The organism is Streptomyces sp. NPDC029041, from assembly GCF_040637515.1.
GTDB lineage: Bacteria > Actinomycetota > Actinomycetes > Streptomycetales > Streptomycetaceae > Streptomyces.
Genome location: NZ_JBEZWO010000005.1, coordinates 485,752 through 508,897, shown reverse-complemented (window position 1 = coordinate 508,897; position 23,146 = coordinate 485,752). Strand labels below are relative to the sequence as shown.

21 protein-coding genes and 1 tRNA gene are annotated in these 23,146 nt (G+C 71.3%); 13 read left to right on the top strand and 9 right to left on the bottom strand.

The features are described from left to right. Positions 1 to 192: 192 nt before the first annotated feature. The 4 genes from AB0F04_RS15690 to AB0F04_RS15675 form a co-directional block, all read right to left on the bottom strand. Positions 193 to 1,080, bottom strand: coding sequence for a cellulose-binding protein (locus tag AB0F04_RS15690; protein WP_362041729.1), 888 nt, complete (start codon positions 1,078 to 1,080; stop codon positions 193 to 195). Between the two features lie 141 nt (positions 1,081 to 1,221). Further along, positions 1,222 to 1,683: a carboxymuconolactone decarboxylase family protein gene (locus AB0F04_RS15685; RefSeq protein ID WP_362041728.1), complete on the bottom strand. Its 462-nt coding sequence runs from the start codon at positions 1,681 to 1,683 to the stop codon at positions 1,222 to 1,224. A 169-nt stretch (positions 1,684 to 1,852) separates the two neighbouring features. Next, complete coding sequence (locus tag AB0F04_RS15680) at positions 1,853 to 4,900, bottom strand: SUKH-4 family immunity protein (protein ID WP_362041725.1); 3,048 nt, start codon at positions 4,898 to 4,900, stop codon at positions 1,853 to 1,855. A gap of 8 nt (positions 4,901 to 4,908) precedes the next feature. After that, positions 4,909 to 5,913, bottom strand: a complete 1,005-nt coding sequence (locus AB0F04_RS15675; protein ID WP_362041722.1) for an SMI1/KNR4 family protein — start codon at positions 5,911 to 5,913, stop codon at positions 4,909 to 4,911. 377 nt (positions 5,914 to 6,290) lie between these two features. Between AB0F04_RS15675 and AB0F04_RS15670 the strand changes: the two genes are divergently transcribed. After that, the gene (locus tag AB0F04_RS15670) at positions 6,291 to 6,902 is read left to right on the top strand and encodes a YwqJ-related putative deaminase (protein WP_362041720.1); all 612 of its coding nucleotides are present in this window, start codon (positions 6,291 to 6,293) and stop codon (positions 6,900 to 6,902) included. 90 nt (positions 6,903 to 6,992) lie between these two features. Continuing rightward, positions 6,993 to 7,487 carry an SUKH-3 domain-containing protein gene (locus AB0F04_RS15665; RefSeq protein WP_362041718.1) on the top strand — a complete coding sequence of 165 codons (495 nt, stop codon included), beginning with the start codon at positions 6,993 to 6,995 and terminating at the stop codon, positions 7,485 to 7,487. Positions 7,488 to 7,514: 27 nt separating this feature from the next. On the opposite strand, the gene AB0F04_RS15660 is transcribed toward AB0F04_RS15665, so the two are convergent. Continuing rightward, the gene (locus AB0F04_RS15660) at positions 7,515 to 8,843 is read right to left on the bottom strand and encodes a histidine kinase (RefSeq protein WP_362041716.1); all 1,329 of its coding nucleotides are present in this window, start codon (positions 8,841 to 8,843) and stop codon (positions 7,515 to 7,517) included. Between the two features lie 168 nt (positions 8,844 to 9,011). Here AB0F04_RS15660 and AB0F04_RS15655 point away from each other — a divergent pair, with 168 nt between their 5' ends. From AB0F04_RS15655 to AB0F04_RS15620, 8 genes are all read left to right on the top strand, one after another. Next, complete coding sequence (locus tag AB0F04_RS15655) at positions 9,012 to 9,872, top strand: hypothetical protein (protein ID WP_362041714.1); 861 nt, start codon at positions 9,012 to 9,014, stop codon at positions 9,870 to 9,872. A 22-nt stretch (positions 9,873 to 9,894) separates the two neighbouring features. Further along, positions 9,895 to 9,965 (top strand) — tRNA-Gln (locus AB0F04_RS15650). A 134-nt stretch (positions 9,966 to 10,099) separates the two neighbouring features. Further along, complete coding sequence (glmU, locus tag AB0F04_RS15645) at positions 10,100 to 11,548, top strand: bifunctional UDP-N-acetylglucosamine diphosphorylase/glucosamine-1-phosphate N-acetyltransferase GlmU (protein ID WP_362041712.1); 1,449 nt, start codon at positions 10,100 to 10,102, stop codon at positions 11,546 to 11,548. A 135-nt stretch (positions 11,549 to 11,683) separates the two neighbouring features. Further along, positions 11,684 to 12,664, top strand: a complete 981-nt coding sequence (locus AB0F04_RS15640; protein WP_033312075.1) for a ribose-phosphate diphosphokinase — start codon at positions 11,684 to 11,686, stop codon at positions 12,662 to 12,664. Between the two features lie 197 nt (positions 12,665 to 12,861). After that, on the top strand, positions 12,862 to 13,458 hold the full coding sequence (locus AB0F04_RS15635) for a 50S ribosomal protein L25/general stress protein Ctc (RefSeq protein ID WP_362041709.1): 597 nt from the start codon (positions 12,862 to 12,864) through the stop codon (positions 13,456 to 13,458). Between the two features lie 75 nt (positions 13,459 to 13,533). Next, positions 13,534 to 14,136 (top strand): aminoacyl-tRNA hydrolase, encoded by a 603-nt coding sequence (gene pth / locus AB0F04_RS15630; RefSeq protein ID WP_362041706.1) that lies wholly within the window; start codon positions 13,534 to 13,536, stop codon positions 14,134 to 14,136. A gap of 42 nt (positions 14,137 to 14,178) precedes the next feature. Further along, a complete protein-coding gene (locus AB0F04_RS15625) occupies positions 14,179 to 14,682 on the top strand; it encodes a hypothetical protein (RefSeq protein WP_362041703.1) in 504 nt (167 codons plus the stop codon). Positions 14,683 to 14,834: 152 nt separating this feature from the next. Next, the gene (locus AB0F04_RS15620) at positions 14,835 to 15,545 is read left to right on the top strand and encodes an LPXTG cell wall anchor domain-containing protein (protein WP_362041700.1); all 711 of its coding nucleotides are present in this window, start codon (positions 14,835 to 14,837) and stop codon (positions 15,543 to 15,545) included. 64 nt (positions 15,546 to 15,609) lie between these two features. On the opposite strand, the gene ppc is transcribed toward AB0F04_RS15620, so the two are convergent. Beyond that, positions 15,610 to 18,342, bottom strand: coding sequence for a phosphoenolpyruvate carboxylase (gene ppc / locus AB0F04_RS15615; RefSeq protein ID WP_362041697.1), 2,733 nt, complete (start codon positions 18,340 to 18,342; stop codon positions 15,610 to 15,612). Between the two features lie 297 nt (positions 18,343 to 18,639). Between ppc and AB0F04_RS15610 the strand changes: the two genes are divergently transcribed. Both AB0F04_RS15610 and AB0F04_RS15605 read left to right on the top strand, forming a co-directional pair. Continuing rightward, on the top strand, positions 18,640 to 19,653 hold the full coding sequence (locus AB0F04_RS15610; protein WP_362041694.1) for an acyl-CoA desaturase: 1,014 nt from the start codon (positions 18,640 to 18,642) through the stop codon (positions 19,651 to 19,653). After that, on the top strand, positions 19,650 to 20,327 hold the full coding sequence (locus tag AB0F04_RS15605; protein WP_053675827.1) for a TetR/AcrR family transcriptional regulator: 678 nt from the start codon (positions 19,650 to 19,652) through the stop codon (positions 20,325 to 20,327). Before AB0F04_RS15610 ends, AB0F04_RS15605 begins: the two co-directional genes overlap by 4 nt. Here the strand turns inward: AB0F04_RS15605 and AB0F04_RS15600 are convergent. Together AB0F04_RS15600 and AB0F04_RS15595 are read right to left on the bottom strand one after the other, a co-directional pair. Continuing rightward, positions 20,324 to 20,683 carry a VOC family protein gene (locus AB0F04_RS15600; protein WP_362041692.1) on the bottom strand — a complete coding sequence of 120 codons (360 nt, stop codon included), beginning with the start codon at positions 20,681 to 20,683 and terminating at the stop codon, positions 20,324 to 20,326. The two genes, AB0F04_RS15605 and AB0F04_RS15600, sit on opposite strands and share 4 nt — an antisense overlap. Beyond that, complete coding sequence (locus AB0F04_RS15595) at positions 20,680 to 21,501, bottom strand: trans-aconitate 2-methyltransferase (RefSeq protein ID WP_362041690.1); 822 nt, start codon at positions 21,499 to 21,501, stop codon at positions 20,680 to 20,682. Before AB0F04_RS15595 ends, AB0F04_RS15600 begins: the two co-directional genes overlap by 4 nt. Before the next feature lie 128 nt (positions 21,502 to 21,629). Between AB0F04_RS15595 and tamR the strand changes: the two genes are divergently transcribed. Further along, entirely contained in the window at positions 21,630 to 22,127 is a 498-nt protein-coding gene (tamR, locus tag AB0F04_RS15590) for a MarR family transcriptional regulator TamR (RefSeq protein ID WP_362041687.1), read from the top strand. On the opposite strand, the gene AB0F04_RS15585 is transcribed toward tamR, so the two are convergent. Continuing rightward, positions 22,086 to 22,853 (bottom strand): response regulator transcription factor, encoded by a 768-nt coding sequence (locus AB0F04_RS15585; RefSeq protein ID WP_362041684.1) that lies wholly within the window; start codon positions 22,851 to 22,853, stop codon positions 22,086 to 22,088. The two genes, tamR and AB0F04_RS15585, sit on opposite strands and share 42 nt — an antisense overlap. Between the last annotated feature and the right edge of the window lie 293 nt (positions 22,854 to 23,146).

The window sequence follows — 23,146 nt, the reverse complement described above, 5'->3', positions numbered from 1 at the left end:
CCTCGGCCGAGAACACCCGTCGGGCGCGGTCACCCGTCGGCCAGGATCGCCAGTCGGCCCGGGCCAGGATCGCCAGTCGGTCCGGGCCGGTCCGGCGGGCAGGCCGGGCCTGCTCGCCCGGTCCCGTCACACGGACATCACCCGGCCCCGCCGCCCGGCCCCCGACAGCGCGTCACGCGCTGACGCGGCGCCTCACTCCGTCGCCACCCGCCCCGCCCAGTCCGTCAGGCTGGCATGGACGCGGTCGATGTGGGCCCGGACGTCGTCGCACTGCTCGGCGTGTTCGCGGAGCTGCCTTTCCGTTTCCTCCTGCACGGTCTCCACGTGCTCATGAGCCCGGGCGACCAGTTCCGCCGCGTGGGCCCGGGCCTCCTCCTCCAGGTCGTGGGCGGACGCCTCCGCGTCGGCGAGGGCCTGCTCCGCCTCGTACAACGCGTTCTGAGCGACCGTCAGCGCCTGCTTGTAATCGGTGTCGAGCGCGGCCTCACCGGCGGCCTCGGCCCGTTCCTTCTCCGCCCACCGCTCGGCGCGCTCCTTGGCCTGCTCGGCCAGCATCCCGGACGCGCGCTGCTGCGTCTCCCGCAACGCGGCCAACGCCTCGCCCCGCTCCTCCTGCGCCGCACACCGGGCCGCGCCCAGGATCTCGTCGGCCTCGGCCTGCGCGGCGAGCAGCCGCTGCCGGACGCGTTCGTCGGCATCGGCGCGTACGGCATCGGCGTGCGTCTGGGCGGTTTCGCGCACGTCGGCCGCGGACACCCGCGCCCCGTCCAGGAGGTGCAGCGCCTCGGCGCGTGCCCCCTCCCGCACGGACGCGGCCTCCTGTTCGGCGAGTTCGAGGAGCCGCCCGGCCCGCTCGCCGAGCGTCTCGTAATCCGGCGGGGCCAGTCGGGCGACGTCCTCCCGCAGCAACTCCAGTTCCTCGTCCATCTGCCGGGCGAGCACCGTCAGCCGGGCCGCTCTCTCCCAGGCCGCGTCCCGGTCCGCGGACAGGGCCTCGGCGTACTGGTCGACCTGCTCGGGACGGTAGCCGCGCCCCCGCACGGTCGTGAAGCCGTGCGGTGACACCGTCGCGCCGCTCATCCGGACCCCTCTCCACCACACCGAGGTGACGTCGCGCAAAAATGGGATGATTTCGCGCACATCTTGGTGGATCAGGCGGAATCATGCATAACGCGACACTCCGCACGCGGGTCACGGAACCGCGGCCGGGCCGTACGCCCGTCAGCTCCAGTCGGTGCCCGCGGGCTCCTGGATGGTCGTGTTGATGCGGTTGAACATGTTGGTGACCGCGACGGTGAGGATCAGCGCGGAGAGTTCCTTCTCGTCGAAGTGGTCGGCCACCTCGTCCCACAGCGCGTCCGGGACCGACTCCCCGGAAAGGTCGGACAGCCTCGTCATCGCCTCCGCCAGCTCCAGCGCGGCCCGCTCGGCGTCCGAGAAGAAGGGCGCGTGCCGCCAGGCGGCGACGGCCGCGATGCGCTCCTCGCCGACCCCGTTCTTGCGGAGATTGGCGACGTGGCCGTGGACGCAGGCCCCGCAGCCGTTGATCTGACTGGCGCGCAGCCCGACGATCTCCGCCACCTCCTGCGCCAGACCGCCCTCGCCGATCGCCTGGAAGAGGGTGCCGATGCCCTTCATCGCGCCGGAAAGGACATACGCCGGGTTCGTCATCCGTGCCTGCATGATCTCTGCCTCCTGAGTCGGCGGTGCGTCGCTGTCACTGCACTGACGGATCGGCGCGGGGAGGTGTGACAGGTCGGCGCGACAATTTCTCGCCCGGGGCACGAAAGAGCCGGGCCCGGTCGTGCGAACGACCGGACCCGGCTCCCTGCGGCACGTCAGCGGCGACGCGTCACAGCAGTCCGTCCCACATCTCCTCCAGCAGGACCGACCACCAGCTCTCCGGCGAGCCCAGCGCCGCCGGGTCGAGCGCGGCCAGCTGGGCCTGGAAGTCGACGGTCCAGCGGCCCGCCTGCTCCTGGTTCAGGCCGAACCGCAGCCGCCACATCCGCCCCAGCAGCGCGAGGCACCGCGCGAACTCCGGCAGCCCGGTGTTGACGAACTGCGGCGGCACCGGCGCCCCGCCCGGCCCGGCCTCCACCGGCACGGCCACGATGTTCGCCGTGCCGTACTGCACGCAGATCGCCTTGCCGAAGTCGCTGCCCATCACCAGATAGGAACCCGCGTCCGGGGCCGGCTGCACACCGCGCTCGGCCGCCAGCTCCGCCAGCGTCGGAACGGGCCGCCCCGGCTGGGCCTGCGCCCAGAAGAAGGGACCCATGTCCATCGGCAGTCCGGCCGCCACCAGCGTGTGCGCCACGATCGGCGGCACACCCTGCCGCGACACGGCGGCCTGCTCGAACCGGAACACGCCCGGCCCGAACGCGGCACCCAGCTCCTGTCCGATGGCCTCCGGCGGAATCGGCGGAGCCGCCTGCACCGGCGGCAGCGGAGCACGCACCGGAGCCGGACGCGCCGGGCCGTCCGCCACCTGGTGCAACTCGCCCTGGTGGGCCAGCAACTGCTGCATGCCCTGCTGCCGGCTCGCGTGGTCCGTGCCGTACGGCGCGATGCTCGTGATCCGCGCCTGCGGCCACTGCTCCCGGATCATCCGCGCGCAGTACGCACCCGGCAGCTCGCACGACTCCAGCTCGGTGTGCAGCTCCAGCACCTGGTCCGGGGGCACGTTCATGGCCCGCAGCTCGTGGAAGATCTGCCACTCCGGGTGCGGCGTGCCCGGCGCCGAACGCCGGATCAGCTGCTGCTCGGAGCCGTCCTGCGCGCGGTAGCGCAGCACGGCCTGATAGCCGGGGCCGACGGTCGGCTGCCCGGTGGGCTGCTGCGGATAGCCGTACGCCGGCGGCTGCCCCGGGCCGGGCGGGCCGGGCGGCGGCATCGCGCCCGGAGGCACGGCACCGGGCGGCATGCCGGGCGGCACCGCACCCGGCATACCGGGCGGCATCGGCTGTGCACCCGGCGTGCCGGGGGCGCCCGGCGCAGCGCCCGGGGCGGCCGGTGGTGCGCCGGGGGCCTGCGGCGGCGGAGGCACACCGGGTCCGCCCGGCGGGGGCGCGGCCAGCATGGTCTCCGCGTGGTGCACGGGCCCCGGACCACCGGGAGCCCCCGGGGCACCCGGAGGGCGCGGAACGCCCGGCGCGCCAGGCGGGTGGGGAGCACCCGGAGGCTGCGGCGCGCCAGGAGCAGCGGGAGCTCCCGGCGGCCCCGGCGGCTGCGGGGGCCGCGGCGCCCCCGGGCCCATCCGGCCGGGATCGGCGAGCATCGTGGCGGCGTGGTGGACACCACCGGGCGGCGTACCGCCCGGGGCGCCGGGAGGCTGCGGCGCGCCCGGAGGGCCGGGCTGGTGCGGCGTGCCGGGAGCGCCGGGAGAGCCCGGGCCCGCCTGCGGAACACCAGGGGCCCCGGGCGGCGGCATCGGCACGCCCGCACCCGAAGAGTCCCCGGGGCCGCCCGGACCGTCGGGCCCGAGCGCCGACACCATCTGCGTGGGGACGTACCCGCCCGCGGGAGTGCCCGACGCCCCGGGCCCCGACGGCGGCGGCGTACCGCCCCGCTGAGCACCGGGCGCACCCGGAGCGCCCGGAGGGGGCGGAGTGGACGGACCCGAAGTCCGGCGCCCGGGCGGCGGAGCCGCCTTGCTGGTCGCGGCGTCGGCGATGTCCCCGGCATGGGCAGCGGCCCCCGGCCCGGCCAGCGGCTGCGGCACACCGGCGGGAGCAGGACCGGCAGCACCGGCCCCACCCGTGGCGCCCGCGGCCCCCTGCGGATACCCGTACATGGCCCCGCCCGGCGCGGCGGCCGGCGGCGGCGTACTCGGGTGCGGCGGCACACTCCCGTGCGGCGGCGCGCTGACCGGCTGCTGCGGATACCCGTACGGCTGTCCGCCCTGCACGGGCGGAGGAGTGCTGCCCTGCGGCACGCCGCCGGGCTGCGTCCCCGGCATCCCCGGAGCATCCGCCGGCGCCGCCGGACGGCCGTACCCCGGGCCACCGGGCGCGGGCGCCGCTCCCTGCGCGTTCGGGTCGTCGACCGCCGGTGACAGCGCCGTCGGCGGAAGCTGACTGCCGCCCGCCATCAGCGTCGTCCTGGCCTCGGGTGTCGTCGAAGGCGGCGGAGTGTCGCTGTCCGCCTCGCTCAGCGGCGGCGCGAAAACCGTCGCCGGCAGCGGCACGGAACGGTCGTCCCCCGCGTCCGCGGTGGTGTCCGTACCGGCCCAGGGCGTCGCCCCCTCCGGCACACCCGGCGCCGCCGGAGCCCCGGGAGCACCCGCGTCCGCCCCGGAGTCCTCGCCCCCGGCCGCCGGCCACGACGCACCACTCCCCGGCGCGGCGGGCACGCCCTGCGGGGGAGTCCCCGAGCCCCCGGTCGCGCCCCCGCCGACCGCCGAACCAGACCCGGAACCGGCGTCGGCAGCGGACCCGGAACCCGACTCCCCGGCAGCAGAAGCCGCCCGAGCCCCGGCCCGCTCAGCCCCCTCACCCGCGCCCGCACCCCGCCGGTCCGGAATCCCCAGCTTGTCCGCCGCGTCCTGCAGCCACTCCGGCGGAGTCAGCAGGAACGACGTCTGGTTCAGATCCACCCGCGCCGCGGGCGCCGCCGAAGCCGGCTCGTCCACCGCGTCCGGACGGCCGTACTCCTCCTCGTACCGGCGGATCACCTCACCCACCGGCAGCCCGGGCCACAACGTCGCCTCACCGCTGTCCCGTGCGATCACCAGCCGCTGCGCACCGCCGTCCGACCGCGGCCCGTCCGCCCGGTCCTCGGCCCACACCACGAACCCGAGGTCGAACTCCCGCACCCGCACCTCACGATGCTGATACGACGGCACATCCCCGTTGATCCACTCTTCGGCGCGCTCCTGCGCCTGCGCGAAGGTCACCATCGCCGACCTCACTCCCCCACAGCCGAGGACGACACCGCGCCCACCGGCACCACACGCGCGAACCCGCCGTCCACCATCAGGTTCGCCACCGTCTCCAACTCCGGCGGATCGCCCGCCAGCCGCGACAGGAAGACGTCGAAGTCGTCCCCGCACGGCAGCAACAACCGCTCCACCCGCTCCGCCGGCGGCACCGAGGGATCCACGTCCCGCGCGTCGTCGTACGCGCAGAACCACACCGAACCGATCCGCGCGCCCTTCACCTTCACGGCCAGCAACCCGCCCTGGACGAACGCGATCCCCAGATAGTCCTTGGTCAGATGGTCACGCAGACACTTGTTGACGTACACCAGGTCATTGACCGCCGCCTCGTCGCGCACCGTGAAGAACGGCTGGTCCACCAGCAGCCCCAACTCCGCGTCCAGCGCGGCACCCACCGGCGCACAACCACCCGCAGCCTTCAGAAACGACCGGTACGCACCCGGCAGCCGATAGCCCAGGTCCTCCTCGACGCCCTGCACCTGCGACTCCGTCACCGCCACACCCGACTTCGGCAGCCCGAAGTGCGCCGGACGCGTCTCCTGCAACGGCCGCGTGCCCCGCTTGGCATGGTCGACGCCCGACGTCGCCACACCCCCGTGATGCCGCAGCAGCGCCTTCACCTCGACCGGAACCAGCTCCAGCCGCCGCGTGCCCACCACGTGATGCCACGTCCAGCCGTGCGGCGTCGCCACCGCCGGCACCGTGTCCCACAACTCGTGCCCGGACGCCGACAACGCCGTGTTCGCCGACACGTAGTCCGTCAGCCGCAACTCGTCGACACCGAAACCCTCCGGCGGCTCCGCGATCTCCGCGGCCGCCCGCGCGTAAGCCGAGAAGTCGGGGTAACCGCGCTCGTCGACCCGTACCCCTCTCGGGTGACGGGCCGCCCGGACCGGATCCGGGAAATGCACGACCTGCCCGGCGTAGGCCGCGTTCGGCGGCGCGGCTTGCTGCCCGAGCCGACCTGTCGTCATGGCGGTTGCCCCCTGCGGCACTCTGTACGACCCGTATTGACCACCCTCGGTGCACTACGACCCGTATCGACTGTCACGTCTGCTGTCTCGACTTCTCTGCACTTCACCGCACGCGCCGACCTGAAGGATCCCCCTCCGGTTCACGGCATCGATCTCCGAACGGATCACCGCATCGCCCGCGGTGCCGACAGCCTATGCGGTACGACGACACCGGTCACCGGCACCGGTCGGCACCCCCTCCGCTTCCGTGACCAGCCGTCACCCCACCGTGACGGCACAACCCGCTACGGGCGTGTCGCCGCGCCCCAGCTTCCGCACCGGTCACGGCATTTGGCAGTCTGTGACCCCCGGGGGGATGCACGGAGGGGAAGACGATCATGAACGCGACCCAGACGGGACCACACACCGGCAGGTCCACCGACCCACGAAACGGCGACCCCAGAGGCGGCAGCCGAGACACCGGCCCCCTGGCCGGCACCCCGCGACGCAGCGACCACGGCGACCCCAGAGGCGGCGACCCCCGCATCGGCTGGAGCACCACCGAAACCACCCACACCCCCGCCCTCCGCCACCGCCGCGACGGCATCCTCCCCACCATCGCCGCCGCCCTCTCCGTCCGCGGCACCACCCTCACCGGCACCGCCGCCCGCGCCGACACACCCCCCGCCCTGCACCCCCTCGTCCAGGACTTCCTCGACACCCTCCCCAGCGCCCAACGCGACCGCTACACCGGCCGCTGCGCCGAAACCATCCTCATCTCACGCCACATCGCCGCCGCCGACGCCGCCCGCAGCAAACGCGCCGCACGCAAACCCATGACCAACGGCGAAGCACGCAAAGCCCTCAAGCAGGCCAAACTCACCGCCCGACGCATCCGCGAGGACGGCGACCCCCTCCACGGCAGCTTCGCCACCCCCTGCCGCGCCTGCACCGCGCTCAGCGCCCACTTCGGCGTCCGCATAGTCGACCCCGCGTCCCCGAACAACTGACGCCGCCACCCCCACACCGCACAGCCACACCCCCGGGCGCGCACACGCACACCCGCCACCACCCCATGACCTCGACGAGACGAAGGGCAGATGCACACCGACCGCACCTCGACCACCCGCTTCGCCGTACCCGTCGACGCCGCCCTGCGCGCCGCCGGCTGGCAACCCGGACGCTGGGACATCAAACAAGCCGAGATCTGGGCCGACGCCCTGCGCGACCACACCTCCCCCGCAGGCCACCGCCACACCGTCTTCCCCGCCGCCGTCGAGGCCTGGGCCGAATTCGGCGGACTCCACATCACCCCCACCGGCCCCGGCCGCCAGGTCGCCCCCGCCACCCTCCACCTCGACCCGCTCCACGGCCTCCACATGGCCCGCACCCTCGGCGACCTCGGCCGCGCCCTCGGCACCGACGTCTGCCCCCTCGGCGCCGAAACCGACAGCCAAGCCCTCCTCGCCATCGACACCGAAGGCCGCGTCTACACCCTCGACCACACCGGCGACTGGTACCTCGGCGCCGACATCGACCACGCCCTCGCCACCCTCATCGCCGGCACCCAGCCCCCACGCCTCACCACCGGCTGACCACCGGCCGGCCCCGACCGGAACCGGCTACGACGCCGGAATCACCGCCGACACCCGAAAACCCCCCGCATCCGTCGGCCCCGACACGAACACCCCACCCAGCGCCGACACCCGCTCCCGCATCCCCACCAGCCCGTTCCCCCCGGACGGCAACCGCGCCGACGACGCCGCCTCCTCAGCGGGCTCGTTCTCCACCTGCATCGCGATCTCCGACACCCGATGCGCCAACCGCACATACGTCTTCGCCCCGGCCGCGTGCTTGTGGACGTTCGTCAACGCCTCCTGCACCACCCGATACGCCGTCTGCTCCACCAGCGGCGCATACGACCGCACAACCCCCTCCACCGACAACGCCACCACCATCCCCGCCGCAGCCGACTGCCCCACCAGCTCCTCGATCTCCGCCAGACTCGGACCCTCGTCGTCCGCCACCCGCGAAGCCGCCGCGGCCGCAGCCACCCCCACAGCAGCCAACGGCACCGACGCCGGCTTCGACGCCGAAGCCGACGCCGAAGCCGCAGGCTCACGCAGCCCGTCCCCACCACTGCGCAGCACCCCGAGCATCTCCCGCAGCTCCGTCAGCGCCTGCCGCCCCATGTCCCCCACCAACGCGGCGTTCTTGACGGCCTTCTCCGGATCCTTCCGCGCCACCGCCTGCAACGCCGCCGCATGCACCACCATCAGGCTCACCCGATGCGCGACCACGTCGTGCATCTCCCGCGCGATCCGCGTCCGCTCCTCGTTCCGGGCCCACTCGGCCCGCTCCTCCGCCCGCTCCGCCAGCAACTGAAGCTCCCGCTCCAGACTGTCCGCCCGCTCCCGCAGGCTCTCCATCAGCCGCCGCCGCGCCCCCACGTACAGACCCAGCAGCACGGGAGGCGCCGTGAAGCCCAGCGACATCGTGATCGCAGCGAAGGGAACGAACCAGTCCCCTATCTCCAGGTCCCCGCGCGACATGTCCTGCTGCGTCTTCACGAACGTCACGATCAGCGTCCCCACCAGCGACATCCCCGCCAGCGAGCCGATGATCCGCCGGGGCAGCTCGGCCGCGGCCAGCGTGTACAGGCCGACGACGCCCATCAGGAAGCCCATCTCGGCCGGCGTGATGGCGATCGACACCAGCACCACGGCGATCGGCCACCGCCGCCGCACGAGCAGCACGGAACCGGCCAGCACCCCGAAGACGACCCCCACCGCCACCGGGACCCCCGCGTCCCCGGCGAACGGGATCCCCTCCAGCGCGCACTCCAGCGCGGACGCCACGGCCAGGCTCACATCGAGCACGGCACTACGCCGCCTGGCCCACCACCACGGCCCTCCCCGGGCCGTCACATGGTCTTCCCCCGTCGCGGTCATGCCTCCCAGCCTACGGGCGGCCCCCGCCGCTTTTCCGTCCCATTTACCGCACTGACCCACACCACACTCCGTGACCGTTCGGCCGCGAAACCACCCGATACCCCTCGAACTGCTGAATCGCACACCGTTCGACCCCGGAGTCGATCATTCCGCCCGGACGGTATGCGTATGGCACATGCAGCAGGCAAATACGCCGACTTCGAGGGACTGCGGGAGAAGGCGGTGGCACTCCGCCGCCAAGGCCTCAGCCTCCGCCAGATCCGGGACGAGCTGAAGATCTACAACAACGACATCCTCAACCAACTGGTGAAGGGCGAACCGCCCCCGTCCTGGACGAGGCGCCCCCGGGCAAAGGACGACCTGAAGGCCAAGGCCAGGGAGCTCCGCCTCCAGGGCTGGACGTACGACCAGATCGAGGTGGAGCTGGGGTGCTCCAGGAGTTCGATCTCCCTGTGGGTACGCGACCTTCCGAAGCCGGAGCGCAAGCGGACCCCCGAGGAGGCGTCAGCGATCGCGAAGCGGGGCTGGGAAGCCACCCTGCGCATGAGGGACGAGGAAAGGCAGCGCACCAAGGAGGCAGCCAAACAGGCGGTCGGCGCGCTGTCGCCACGCGAGTTGTTCCTCGTGGGTGTCGGGCTCTACTGGGCGGAGGGAGGCAAGGACAAGCCCTACGCGCGCCGCGAGAACGTCTGCTTCGTCAACAGTGACCCCGGCATGATCAATGTCTTCCTGGCGTGGCTCGACCTCTTCGGAGTGGAACGCGAGCGCCTCAGGTTCACCGTGATGATCCATGAGTCGGCCGACGTGGCGGGCGCCGAGAAGTACTGGGCCGACCTCGTGGGCGCCGAGCGCTCCGCGTTCAACAAGACGACCCTGAAGAGGCACAACCCGAAGACGGTCCGCAAGAACGTCGGCGAGACCTACCGGGGTTGTCTGGTCATCAAAGTCCTGAGGGGTGCCGATCTGTACCGTCGCATCGAGGGCTCCTGGTACGGCATAGTGGAGTCCGCGCACAAACCGATCACCTGAATCGGACATAGGGCGCACTTCATCCCGGATCGTCTAAGGGCAGGACAAACGGTTTTGGTCCGTTGAATGAGGGTTCGAATCCTTCTCCGGGAGCCCACAGAAGACACAACCTCAGTTCGGGTCCTGACCGGCAAACCCCCGGTCGGGACCCGCACCCATGCCCCCCACAAAACCCCCCGGTATCCTGCGGATGTCACCCCACCCCATCCACAGCCGAAGGGCATCCCGTGAGCGCCAACCGCCCGGCAGCCGTCGTCGTTCTCGCAGCGGGTGAGGGCACCCGTATGAAGTCGGCCACACCCAAGGTCCTGCACGAGCTCTGCGGTCGCAGTCTCGTGGGTCATGTGCTCGCCTCAGCCGGCGAGCTGCAGCCCGAGCATCTGGTCGTCGTGGTCGGCCATGCCCGGGAGAAGGTCACCGCCCATCTCGGTCGTATCGCCCCCGACGTGCGCACCGCCGTGCAGGCGGAGCAGAACGGCACCGGGCACGCCGTGCGGATGGGTCTGGAGGAGCTGGGAGGGTCGGTCGACGGGACGGTCGTCGTCGTGTGCGGGGACACTCCCCTGCTGACCGGGGCCACCCTGCGGGCCCTCGCCGAGACGCACTCCGCGGACGGCAACGCGGTCACCGTGCTGACCGCCGAGGTGCCGGACGCGACGGGGTACGGGCGGATCGTCCGGGACGAGGCCACGGGTGCCGTCACGGCGATCGTGGAGCACAAGGACGCCTCCGACGCGCAGCGGTCGATCCGGGAGATCAACTCGGGTGTGTTCGCGTTCGACGGGCCGTTGCTGGCGGACGCGCTGAAGAAGGTGCGGACGGACAACAGTCAGGGCGAGGAGTACCTGACCGACGTGCTCGGGATCCTGCGTGAGGCCGGGCACCGGGTGGGGGCGTCGGTGGCGGGTGACCACCGGGAGATCGCCGGGATCAACAACCGTGTGCAGTTGTCGGAGGCGCGGCGGATCCTGAACGACCGGTTGCTGACGGAGGCGATGCTCGCCGGTGTGACGGTGATCGATCCGGCGACGACGTTCATCGACGTGACGGTCACGTTCGAGCAGGACGCCGTCGTGCACCCGGGGACGCAGTTGCAGGGCGCGACGCATCTGGCGGAGGGCGCGGAGGTCGGGCCGAACTGCCGGCTGACCGACACTCGTGTGGGTGCGGGTGCGCGGGTGGACAACACCGTGGCGTCGGGTGCCGAGGTCGGCGCGGACGCGACGGTGGGGCCGTTCGCGTATCTGCGTCCGGGGACGCGGCTCGGTGCCAAGGGCAAGATCGGGACGTACGTGGAGACGAAGAACGCGTCGATCGGGGACGGGACGAAGGTGCCGCACCTGTCGTACGTGGGGGACGCGACGATCGGTGAGCAGACGAACATCGGTGCCGCGAGCGTGTTCGTGAATTACGACGGGCAGGAGAAGCACCACACGACCATCGGTTCGCATTGCCGGACGGGCTCGGACAACATGTTTGTGGCGCCTGTCACGGTGGGGGACGGTGCGTACACCGCTGCGGGGTCCGTGATCACGAAGGATGTGCCGGCGGGTTCGCTGGCCGTGGCCCGTGGTCAGCAGCGGAATATCGAGGGTTGGGTGGCTCGGAAGCGTCCGGGGAGCGCGGCTGCGAAGGCGGCTGAGGCGGCTTCCCGGGAGTCGGCCGGCGAGGGCTGACCGGAAACCGATGCCTCAAACACGGCGTACGGTGATAAGTGCACACCCGCACCCCCACCAGCTGAGACGGCCTCCGGCAAGCCGGCTGCGAGGTTTCTCGACACCTAGCTGCGACACCTCTGAGGAGACAGTGCTGTGACCGGGATCAAGACGACCGGCGAGAAGAAGTTGATGTTCTTCTCCGGCCGCGCCCACCCCGAGCTTGCGGAGGAGGTCGCCCAACAGCTGGGTGTCGGGGTCGTCCCGACGAAGGCCTTCGACTTCGCCAACGGTGAGATCTATGTGCGTTATCAGGAGTCGGCGCGTGGTGCGGACTGTTTCCTGATCCAGAGCCACACGGCTCCGATCAACAAGTGGATCATGGAGCAGTTGATCATGATCGACGCGTTGAAGCGGGCGTCGGCCCGCTCCATCACGGTCATCGTGCCGTTCTACGGTTACGCGCGGCAGGACAAGAAGCACCGTGGGCGTGAACCGATTTCGGCGCGTCTGATCGCGGACATGATGAAGACGGCGGGTGCGGACCGGATCCTGACGGTGGATCTGCACACGGACCAGATCCAGGGCTTCTTCGACGGTCCGGTGGACCACCTGTTCGCGTTGCCGCTGCTGGCGGACTACGTGGGCCGGAAGGTGGACCGGGAGAAGCTGACGGTCGTGTCGCCGGACGCGGGCCGGGTGCGGGTGGCGGACCGCTGGTGTGACCGGCTGGGTGCGCCGCTGGCGATCGTGCACAAGCGGCGTGACAAGGACGTCGCGAACCAGGTCACCGTCCACGAGGTCGTGGGTGAGGTGAAGGGTCGCGTGTGTGTGCTGGTGGACGACATGATCGACACCGGTGGGACGATCTGTGCCGCGGCGGACGCGCTGTTCGCGCACGGTGCGGAGGACGTGATCGTGACGGCGACGCACGGGGTGCTGTCGGGTCCGGCTGCGGACCGGCTGAAGAACTCGCGGGTGAGTGAGTTCGTGTTCACGGACACGCTGCCGACGCCGGGTGAGCTGAGCCGGGATCTGGAGAAGATCTCGGTGCTGTCGATCGCGCCGACGATCGCGAGCGCGGTGCGTGAGGTGTTCGAGGACGGTTCGGTGACGAGCCTGTTCGACGAGCAGTAGGCGTCGAGCGGTAGGCGCCGGGTGGTGCCGGCGTAGATCCTTTTGGGTGCGGCCTCCCCTTCCGAGTAGACTGCTGCAGTTGCTCGGCGAGGGAGGCCGTTTCCGTTTCGGGAGCGGTGATCCGTTATCGACGCGCTCTTCGTAGCAGGCCGTTCGTGGCCGGGTGACCACGTCCGTTCTGATTTCGAGGAGTGACTATGTCCGAGGTGAAGATCTCCGCCGCGACGCGCACCGAGTTCGGCAAGGGTGCCGCGCGCCGTATCCGTCGTGAAGACAAGGTTCCGGGTGTCCTGTACGGGCACGGTTCGGACCCGATCCACCTGACGCTGCCGGGTCACGACCTGCTGATGGCGCTGCGTACGCCGAACGTGCTGATCGCGCTGGACATCGACGGTAAGTCGAACGAGCTGGCGATCCCGAAGTCGGTGCAGCGTGACCCGCTGAAGGGCTTCCTGGAGCACGTGGACCTGCTGCTGGTGAAGCGTGGCGAGCAGGTCACCGTCGAGATCCCGGTGCACACCGAGGGCGAGCTGGCCCCGGGTGGCTTCCTGCTGGAGCACGTGCTGAACGCGCTGCCGGTCGAGGCCGAGGCGACCCACATCCCGGAGTCGGTGACGGTCTCCGTCGAGGGTCTGGCCGCGGGTGACTCGATCCTGGCCAAGGACATCACGCTGCCGAAGGGCACGAAGCTGAACGTCGAGGAGGACGCTGTCGTCCTGCAGGTGCTGGCCGCGCAGGCCGAGGAGGCCCCGGAGGGCGAGGAGGCCGCTGAGGAAGAGGCCGCCGAGGCCTGATCCTCTGCGTCGTCGGTTTCGTCGGCCGCTGTTCCCGTGCGGGGCAGCGGCCGACGCGTATGTACGGAAGGAGACATGGACGTGACGACCGATGCGGCCGCTCCGTGGCTGATCGTGGGGCTGGGCAATCCGGGGCCGGAGTATGCGGGGAACCGGCACAACGTGGGTTTCATGGTGGCCGATCTGCTGGCGGACCGGGTCGGGGGGAGGTTCAAGCGGGCCGGGCGGGCGCAGGCTCAGGTCGTGGAGGGCCGGATCGGGCCGCCGGGGCCGTTGAACCGGCGGGTGGTTCTGGCGAAGCCGATGTCGTACATGAACCTGTCGGGTGGGCCGGTGAACGCGCTGCGGGACTTCTACAAGGTGCCGGTGGATCATGTGGTGGCGGTGCATGACGAGCTGGACATCGACTACGGGGTGCTGCGGCTGAAGCTGGGCGGCGGGGACAACGGGCACAACGGGCTGAAGTCGATGACGAAGGCGTTCGGTGCGGAGTATCACCGGGTGCGGTTCGGGATCGGGCGGCCGCCGGGGCGGATGCCGGTGGCGGACTTCGTGCTGAAGGATTTCTCGTCGGCGGAGCGCAAGAAGCTGGACTACTTCGTGGACCGGGCGGCGGATGCGGTGGAGTGTCTGGTGATCGAGGGGTTGGAGCGGGCGCAAAGCTCGTACAACTCCTGACTTGTCCCCCACCGAGGTTGACGGGCCGTTCAGGCATGGCCAATGATCCCGGCCATGTCTGCCTCTGCCCCCTCGTCGTCCCGGGCTTCGGCCGTCGTGCTGCGGTTCGGGCGGTTCGCGGCGATGGGCGCGGTCGCGGTGCTGATCCTGATCGCGGGGGTGTGGGCGTCGTGGGGTACGGCGCAGCACGTGATGCTGACGAAGGGCCGGGAGCAGGGCACGGTCGAGGTGGTGCGGTGCGGGCCGGACTCGTGCTGGGGCCGGTTCACGCCGTTGTCGGCGGGTGCGCAGCCGCGGGCGCGGGTGGTGCTGGAGAAGTCGGTCGCGGTGGAGCGGGGCCGGACATACACGGTGGTCGTGAAGCCCGGTGGTGATGACGCGGTGCGTTCGGGTCCGGCGGGGGTGCTGTACGCGTGGGTTCCGCTCGGGGGTGCGTTGTTGCTGGCGTCGGTCGTGGTGGCGGGTGGTCTGCTGCGGACGCGGTTGGCGTGGGTGATGGGGTTGTCGGGGGTGGCGTTGTTGACGGCGGTGTTCGTAGCCGTCTGAGGGGTTGGGTCGTTCTCCTCTGTGTGGAGGGGCTTTTCTTCCTGGTGGGGCGAGTGTTGTGCGTTCGTGATTGACGTGCTGCCGGGCGAGGCTGGAAGCTGAGCCGCCCCCTCCACATCTTCCCGGTCACTTCTCGAAGATGGACTACCCGTATGCGTACTCTCTCCCGCGTCGGCGCTGTCTGCGCTGCCGCTTCCGCGGCTCTTCTGCTCGCTCCGGCCGCCCATGCCACTGCGCCCGGCGACAACGGCACGGTGAAGATCCATGACGCCGCCACGGGTGAGGAGCTGACCCGTAACGAGCCTCATGTGTGCGCCTTCTATCTGGACGCCTTCGGTTTCGACGGTGGTCAGAAGGTGGACTGGCACATCGACGCGATCCCTCCGAGTGAGAACAAGGGGGAGACGGTGGAGTCCGGTGTGCTGTCGCTGGACGCCGAGGGTCACGGCCGGACGGAGGATCTGTCGCTGGCCGACGGGCATTACAAGTTGTTCTGGAAGTTCGAGGGTGAGAAGGGGTCCGCCAAGCACAAGGTGTTCTGGTCGGACTGCGAGGACGAGCAGGAGCCGGGTGGTTCGACGCCGTCGGGTTCGGCGTCGGCGTCGCCGTCGTCGGGGCCGTCCGGGACGCCGTCGGGTGATCCGGGTGCGTCGGCGTCGCCGAGCGCGTCGGCCGGTGGGGGTGTGCCGGCGTCTCCGTCGCCGTCGTCGTCGCCGTCGCCGTCGCCGCAGGGTGGTGGCGAGGGTGATCTCGCCGAGACGGGCAACGGGGCGCCGGTGGGTGTGCTGTCCGGTGTGGCGGCGGCGCTGGTGGCGGGTGGCGGGTTCCTGGTGCTGCGGCGCCGGAAGGCCGGCCGCGGCTGATCTGGAAGGCACTGTGCCCCCCGAGCCCGTACGGGCTCGGGGGCACAGTCGTGTCCGGGGGGGTTCAGCCGGTGTTGCGCAGGCCGGCCGCCACGCCGTTGACGGTGAGGAGGAGGGCGCGGGCGAGGAGCGGGTCGGGCTGCTCGGAGGCTTCGGCGGCCTCGCGCTGCCGCTTGAGCAGGGCGACCTGGAGGTAGGAGATGGGGTCGAGGTAGGCGTCGCGGATGGCGAAGGTCTGCTTCAGGACGGGTGCGGCGTCGAGCAGTTCGTCTTCGCCGGTGACGCGCAGGACTTCACGGACGGTGAGTTCGTGTTCGGCCTTGATGGTGTCGAAGACGTGCTTGAGCTCGTCGGGGACGAGGGTGTCGACGTAGTGCTGGGCGATCCGCAGGTCGGTCTTGGCGAGGGTCATCTCGACGTTGGAGATGAAGTTGCGGAAGAAGTGCCACTGCTGGTGCATCTCGTCGAGGACGGTGTCGAGGCCGGCTTCGCGCAGGGCCTTGAGGCCGGAGCCGACGCCGAACCAGCCGGGGACGATCTGCCGGGACTGGGTCCAGCCGAACACCCAGGGGATGGCGCGCAGGCCGTCGAGGGAGACGCCGGAGCCGGGGCGGCGGGAGGGCCGGGAGCCCAGGTGCAGGTCGGCGAGCTGGTCCACCGGCGTCGACGCGAGGAAGTACGTCGGCAGGTCGGGGTCCTCGACGAGGCGGCGGTAGGCGGCGTGGGCGGCGTCGGAGACGACGTCCATCGCGGCGTCCCAGCGGGCGAGGGCCTCGGTGGACTGGCGGGGCGCGGTGTGCAGGGCGGACGCCTGGAGGGTGGCCGCGACGGTGAGTTCGAGGTTCTCGCGGGCCAGGGACGGGATGAGGTACTTGTCGGAGATGACCTCGCCCTGTTCGGTGACCTTGATCTCGCCTTCGAGGGTGCCCCAGGGCTGGGCGAGGATGGCGTCGTGGGTGGGGCCGCCGCCGCGGCCGACGGTGCCGCCGCGGCCGTGGAAGAGGCGCAGGCGTACGCCGTAGCGGTGGGCGACGTCGCGCAGGCGGCGCTGGGCGCGGTGGATCTCCCACTGGCTGGTGGTGATGCCGCCGAACTTGGAGGAGTCGGAGTAGCCGAGCATGACCTCCTGGACGTCGCCCCGGAGCGCGACGAGGCGCCGGTAGGACGGGTCGGAGAGCATGTCCTCGAGGATGGTGTCGGCGGCCTTGAGCTCGTCGGTGGTCTCCAGGAGCGGGACGATGCCGATCTTGGCCCAGCCGGCGTGCAGGTCGATGAGTCCGGCTTCGCGGGCGAGGACGGCGGCGGCGAAGACGTCGTCGGCGCCCTGGCACATGGAGATGATGTAGGACTCGATGACCTCGGGTCCGAAGACTTCGAGGGCGCGCTTGACGGTGCCGAAGACGCCGAGGGTCTTCTCGCCGGGGGCGTCGACGGGTGCCGGGGTGGGGGCGAGCGGCCGCCGGGACCTGAGCTCCTTGGCGAGGAGCTTGGCGCGGTAGTCGCGGGGCATGTCGGCGTAGCGCCAGGATTCCTCGCCGAGCCGGTCGAAGAGCTGACCGAGGGCGTGGTGGTGGGCGTCGGCGTGTTCGCGGACGTCCATGGTGGCGAGCTGGAGGCCGAAGGCGGCCAGGGTGCGGATGGTGCGGGCGAGGCGGCCGTCGGCGAAGAGGCCGCCGCGGTGTTCGCGCAGGGAGGCCTGGATGATGCGCAGGTCGGCGAGGAGTTCGCCGGTGCCGAGGTAGTCGCGGCCGGCGACGTGGGAGGTGCCCTCGGCGAGGCGCTTCTTGGTGTTCTCCAGCTTCTGCCGGATGCAGGTGGCCTTGAGCCGGTAGGGCTCTTCGGCGTTGAGGCGCTTGTAGCGGGGGCTGATCTCGGGGAGGTTCTCCAGGTCGGTCTGGAGGGAGGTCAGGAGTTCCTCGGTGGCGCCGGCGTAGCGGATGGAGTTGGACAGGAAGCCGCGGAGTTCGTCGATGGTGTCGAGGGCGTCGTTGATGCCGTGTTCGTGCTGGAGGATCAGGACGTCCCAGGTCACCTGGGGGGTGACGTTGGGGTTGCCGTCGCGGTCGCCGCCGATCCAGGTGCCGAAGGTGAGGGGGCGGGTGTCGTCGGGGAGCTTGACGCCGGCGCGCTCGAGTTCGGCGGTGAGGTCTTCCAGGACGTCACCGACGGCGTTCGCGTGCAGCTCGTCCAGGTAGTAGATGGCGTTGCGGGCCTCGTCGGCGGGCTCGGGGCGCACGACGCGCAGTTCGTCGGTCTGCCAGACGAGGTCGATGTTCTCGGCCAGTCGGGTGTCCAGGCGGCGCCGGTCGGACTCGATGACCGGGGTTTCCAGGAGCGCGGCGATGCGGCGGAGCTTGTTCAGCACGGAGCGGCGTGCGGCCTCGGTGGGGTGGGCCGTGAAGACGGGCCGGACGTTGAGGTTGCGGACCGTCTCGCGCAGGTGCTCGGGGTCGGCGTCCTTGAGCCGGTCGGCCGTACGGGCGAGGAGTCCGCCTTCGGCGGCGCGGCGGGCGCGCAGCTCGCGGCCGCGGTGGACCTGCTCGGTGACGTTGGCCAGGTGGAAGTAGGTGGAGAAGGCGCGGACCAGCTTGGCCGCGGTGTCGAGTTCGGTGCCGCGCAGCAGCTCGGCGGCGGCCTCGCCGTCCTCGCGGGTGAGGCGGCGGACCTTTTCGACGAGTTCCAGCAGCTCGGGGCCCTCTTGGCGGACGAGCGTCTCGCCGAGGAGGTCGCCCAGCCGGCGGATGTCGGCTCGCAGCTCGCTGCTCGTCGTCGTGGTCTGGTCGTCGGCACTGCTCACAGGTGCGGCTCCTTGCAGTGTTGAAGCTCGTCTGGGAGGGGAACCCGGACGGCGTCTCGCGCGGCGGGGCAGCCGCTTACGGATCGGACATCCGGGAAGAAATCAGAGCGGACCGCGCTGTCCGACCGACTCCAGGATAGGTGTCGGCCGGGACGCGCAGGCTCGCGGGCTCTTGCCGCCCGGCAACGCACTGCCATACTTACGATGCCGTAGGTTACGGAACCGTAGGGAAGCACGTCACGGTTCACGTGCCCCGGCCACTCCTTCCTTCCTCCACATACCCCCCAGGGGACGCGTATGACCAGTAGTTCCGACGTGATCGAGGACGCTCCCAAGGCGCCCGGTCAGGACTCCGACGCCGCCTTGGCCACGCTGGGCGGCGAGCAGAAGCGGTCCATCGAGCAGATCGCCCTCCTCCTCTTCATCACCGTCCCGTTCCTCGCGCTGCTGGCGGCCGTGCCGCTGGCGTGGGGCTGGGGGGTGAGCTGGCTGGACCTCGGTCTGCTGGTCTTCTTCTACTACCTCGGGTGCCACGGCATCACGATCGGCTTCCACCGTCACTTCACCCATGGTTCCTTCAAGGCCAGGCGGCCGCTCAAGATCGCGCTGGCGATCGCGGGTTCCATGGCGGTCGAGGGCCCGCTGGTGCGCTGGGTGGCCGACCACCGCAAGCATCACAAGTTCTCCGACGCGGAGGGCGACCCGCACTCGCCGTGGCGGTTCGGCGAGACGCTCCCGGCCCTGATGAAGGGCCTGTGGTGGGCGCACATCGGCTGGATGTTCGACGAGGAGCAGACGCCGCAGGACAAGTACGCGCCGGACCTGATCAAGGACAAGACGCTGCGCACCATCTCCCGCCAGTTCGTCCTGTGGACGGTGGTGTCGCTGGCGCTGCCGCCGGTGATCGGCGGTCTGGTGACGATGTCCTGGTGGGGCGCGTTCACGGCGTTCTTCTGGGGTTCACTGGTCCGGGTGGCGCTGCTGCACCATGTGACCTGGTCGATCAACTCGATCTGCCACGCGGTCGGCAAGCGCCCGTTCAAGTCGCGTGACCGCTCGGGCAACGTGTGGTGGCTGGCGATCCTGTCCTGCGGTGAGTCCTGGCACAACCTGCACCACGCCGACCCGACGTCCGCCCGGCACGGCGTGATGCGCGGCCAGCTCGATTCGAGCGCCCGCCTGATCCGCTGGTTCGAGAGGGCGGGCTGGGCGTACGACGTGCGGTGGCCGTCACGCTCGCGTATCGATTCGCGCCGTAACACCGGGGAAGGCGGCTCCCCGCGCGGGAAGGAGCCCGTCGAGGCGGCATGATGGTCGCTGTGGCGACCGACTCGAGCAGCACCCCCAGCAACGACAAGCCGCGGCGAGCGCGTCGCACCCGGATGACCGGTGCCGAGCGCCGTCAGCAGCTGCTGGAGATCGGTCGCACGCTCTTCGCGGCGAAGGGTTTCGAGGGCACGTCGGTGGAGGAGATCGCGGCGAAGGCCGGGGTGTCCAAGCCGGTGGTGTACGAGCACTTCGGCGGCAAGGAAGGGCTGTACGCGGTCGTGGTGGACCGTGAGATGCGGCGCCTGCTGGACATGGTGACCAGCTCGCTCACCGCCGGTCACCCCCGCGAACTGTGCGAACAGGCGGCGTTCGCGCTGCTGGACTACATCGAGGAGTACACGGACGGGTTCCGCATCCTGGTCCGCGACTCCCCCATCCCCCAGTCGACGGGTTCCTTCGCCTCGCTGATCTCGGACATCGCCACGCAGGTGGAGGACATCCTGGGCCGCGAGTTCAAGAGCCGCGGCTTCGACCCGAAGCTGGCCCCGCTGTACGCCCAGGCCCTGGTCGGCATGGTCGCCCTGACCGGCCAGTGGTGGCTGGACGTGCGCCGGCCGAAGAAGGCCGAGGTGGCCGCGCACCTGGTGAACCTGGCGTGGCACGGCCTGGACGGGATAGAGGCCAAGCCGCACCTGATAGGACGCCGCAAGGCCTAGCGGGGTTCGAGGAACTCCAGGCGGTTGCCGACCGGGTCCTGTGGGTAGAACCGTTTGTGCCCGGGCAGGGCGCGGTCCCAGTGGACGGGCGCCCCGCCGGATTCCAGCCGGGCGGCGTAGGCGTCGATGTCCGTCACCCGCAGCCCCGGGTGCGCCTTGCGTGCCGCCCGGAAGTCCTCCTCGACCCCCAGGTGCAGTCGCACGGTACCGGCCTGGAACCAGCACCCGCCCCGCCGGGCGAGCGTCGGCGGCTTCGGCACCTCGGTCATGCCGAGGACGCCGGCGTAGTACGCCCGCAGCCGCTCCTCGCTCCCAGGCGGGGCGGCGAGCTGGACGTGATCGAGGGCGGTGATCACCGGCTCTCCTTCCGGGCGACGGCGAACACCCGGCGGAAGGGGAACGGCGTGCCGTGCGGGCCGGCCGGATACGCCTCGCGCAGGGCCGCCCGGTACTCGGCGACGAAGTCCTCCCGCGCCTCGGGCTCGTCGGCCAGCGCGGTCAGCACGGGCCGCAGCCCGGTCCCCGTCACCCAGTCGAGCACCGGGTCCTCACCCTGGAGCAGGTGGATGTACGTCGTCTCCCACACGTCGGCCGCGCAGCCGAGGGACGTCAGCCGCTCGAGGTAGGCCTCGGGGGTGAGGACGGCGTCGGCGTGGCGCAGGGTGTCGGCGAGCCGGCCGCGCCAGCGCGGAGACGCGGCGAGTTCGCGCATGAGCCGGTGGCTGGGGGCGTCGAAGTTGCCCGGTACCTGGAAGGCGAGGGTGCCGCCGGGTTTCAGCCCGGCCACCCAGTCCGCGAACCGTTCGACGTGTCCGGGCACCCACTGGAGCGTGGCGTTGCTGATGATCAGGTCGTGCGGCTCGCCGGGCGTCCACGTCCGTACGTCGGCGTGCCCGAAGTCGAGACGGCCGCCTCCGGACGTGGGTCCCTCGTGATCGGCGTGGGCCGTGTCGAGCATCTCGGTGGAGTTGTCGTAGCCGGTGATCCGGGCGGTGGGCCAGCGGGCGGCGAGCAGCGTGGTGACGTTGCCGGGACCGCAGCCGAGGTCGGCGATGCGGGCCGGCTCGCCGGGCGGGTCGGGGACGCGGGCGAGGAGGTCGGCGAAGGGGCGGGCGCGGTGGCCGGCGTGACGGAGGTACTGGGCCGGGTCCCAGGTGGGTGAGGCTGCGGGCATGGGTCCTCCTGGTGTCGCGATGGCGGCCGTACGGGAGCGCGCACTCAGCGTGACCCCCATATTATCTCGATGTCAAGAAACTAGACGTCAAGAGACTCTACGTCGACAGAACCACTACACTGATCGTCATGGAGGACGAGGTCGATCGGCTGGTCTCAGCATGGCGCCGGGAGCGCCCGGACCTCGACGTGGAACCGCTCGAGGTGCTCAGCCGTGTGAGCAGGCTGGCCCGGCATCTGGACCGGGCCCGGCGGCTGGCGTTCTCCGAGCACAGCCTGGAGCCGTGGGAGTTCGACGTCCTGACGGCCCTGCGCCGGGCGGGCACCCCGTACCAGCTCTCGCCGGGACAGCTCCTCACGCAGACCCTGGTCACCTCGGGCACGATGACGAACCGCATCGACCGCCTGGCGAAGAAGGGCCTGGTGGAGCGGCTCCCCGATCCCAGTGACCGCCGCGGCGTCCTGGTCCGGCTGACGGACGAGGGCCGGGACCGCGCGGACCAGGCCCTGGCGGGTTTGCTGGACCAGGAGCGCGCGATCCTCGCGGAACTCTCCCGGGCCCAGCGCGGCGAGCTGGCGGCGCTGCTACGCCAGCTGACCGCCCCGTTCGACAACATCCCCGGTTAGGTCCGCGGGCCCGACCCCGGCCCGTCGCGCCAGGGCGACGGCGGCGAGGGTGGAGTGCACGCCGAGCTTGCCGAGGACGTTCTGCATGTGGGTCCGCACGGTGTGCGGTGACAGGAACAGGCGCTCGGCGACGGCCTTGCGCCCCAGCCCCGCGACCATGCACCGCAGCACTTCCCGCTCACGCGGTGTGAGGGACTCGACGAGGCGCTCGCTCTCGGTGCGGTGCTTGCGGGCGGCGGTGAGCTCCCGCAGCACACCGGTCAGCAGGGCGGGCGGCAGATGGGTCTCCTCCCGCAGCACGCCCCGGATGACCGTGAGCAGCCGGGACAGCGAGCAGTCCTTGGCGACCCAGCCCGACGCGCCGGCCTGCAGGGCGAGCGCCGCCCGCTGCGGATCGTCCTTCTCCGCAAGCACGACGATCCGTACGTTGGGCTGCGCGGAGCGCACTCCCGTGACGAGGGAGATCCCGTCGACGAGGCCGTCCTCGTTGCCCTCCTGCACGGGTACGGCCGGGCGGGCGCCCGGTACCTTGCCGCCCAGGTCGGCGTCCACCAGCAGCACGTCGAACCGCCGCCCCTCGGCGACCGCACGCTCCAGGCTGCGCAGCGCGGCCGGGCCGCTGCCGGCCGCGGAGACGTCGACATCCGGCTCGGCGGCCAGGGCCGCCGCGAGTGACTCGGCGAAGATGCGATGGTCGTCGACGACCAGGACTCGGATGCGAACCACGTAACCCCCTTCCCCAGTGCTCCCGAAGAGCAGGGGATACCCCATCGTCGGGGGTTGACACCGCGCGGGTACGACGCCGGGGTGGCCGGGTCCGCCGCGTCCGACGGTCCGTCGGTGCCGCAGCAGCCTGTCCGGGTCGCCGCAGCCGCACGGCCGCCGCCGTGCAGTAACCGCCACCCCCACCCCGGGCGTCGTACCCGGCTGTCTCGCCCCCTGATCGGCACCGGCCCCCACCGGTGCTGTTCATCAGGGTACGGACGGGGGCCCGGAGCGGAAGGTTATTTGCAGAACTG